This is a genomic window from Streptomyces chisholmiae (assembly GCF_031845445.1).
In the GTDB taxonomy this organism is placed as follows: Bacteria; Actinomycetota; Actinomycetes; order Streptomycetales; family Streptomycetaceae; genus Streptomyces; species Streptomyces chisholmiae.
The window spans coordinates 1-443 of the sequence record NZ_JAVREO010000209.1; the positions used below are offsets into that span (position 1 = coordinate 1).

At 64.1% G+C, this 443-nt stretch carries 1 protein-coding gene; it reads right to left on the reverse strand.

Translation table 11 applies throughout. The features are described from left to right. Nucleotides 1-410 (reverse strand): amidohydrolase family protein (locus RM844_RS32845; RefSeq protein ID WP_449657339.1); only part of this gene is annotated, 410 nt, incomplete at its 3' end. Nucleotides 411-443 lie beyond the last annotated feature (33 nt).

Consider the following 443-nt stretch of genomic DNA (forward strand, 5'->3'; position numbering starts at 1 on the left):
ACATCCGTCTGCCCGCGGCGATGAGCGACGACCCGGCGCAGCCACTGCGAAAAATCGGGCGTCGGCGGACACTTGCCCGCGGCGTCGGAAAGGTCGAGATGCGTATGAGCATTGACGAGCCCCGGCAAAATCGCGGCGTTGCCGAAGTCGACATCGGCTGCCCGCTCCCCCGCCGGCAAGACGGCAGTAATTTGCGACCCGTCGACGACAACGACGCCTCGCGCCAAGGGCGGGCCGTTGACTGGAAAGACCCAGCGAGCCGAGAGAGCGAGTGACATACCGGTGACATTCTCCGCGTGCCGCATCGTCTCTTCGAGCCTCGACCCGTTTACGTTTCGTGTGGACAGAGAACCCTGATCGACGCGGGCCCGTCCGATGTGGGGACAACTCACGGAGAGCACGTCGTCCACGCGAAACGTAAACGGATGCCGGACGTTTGTCGA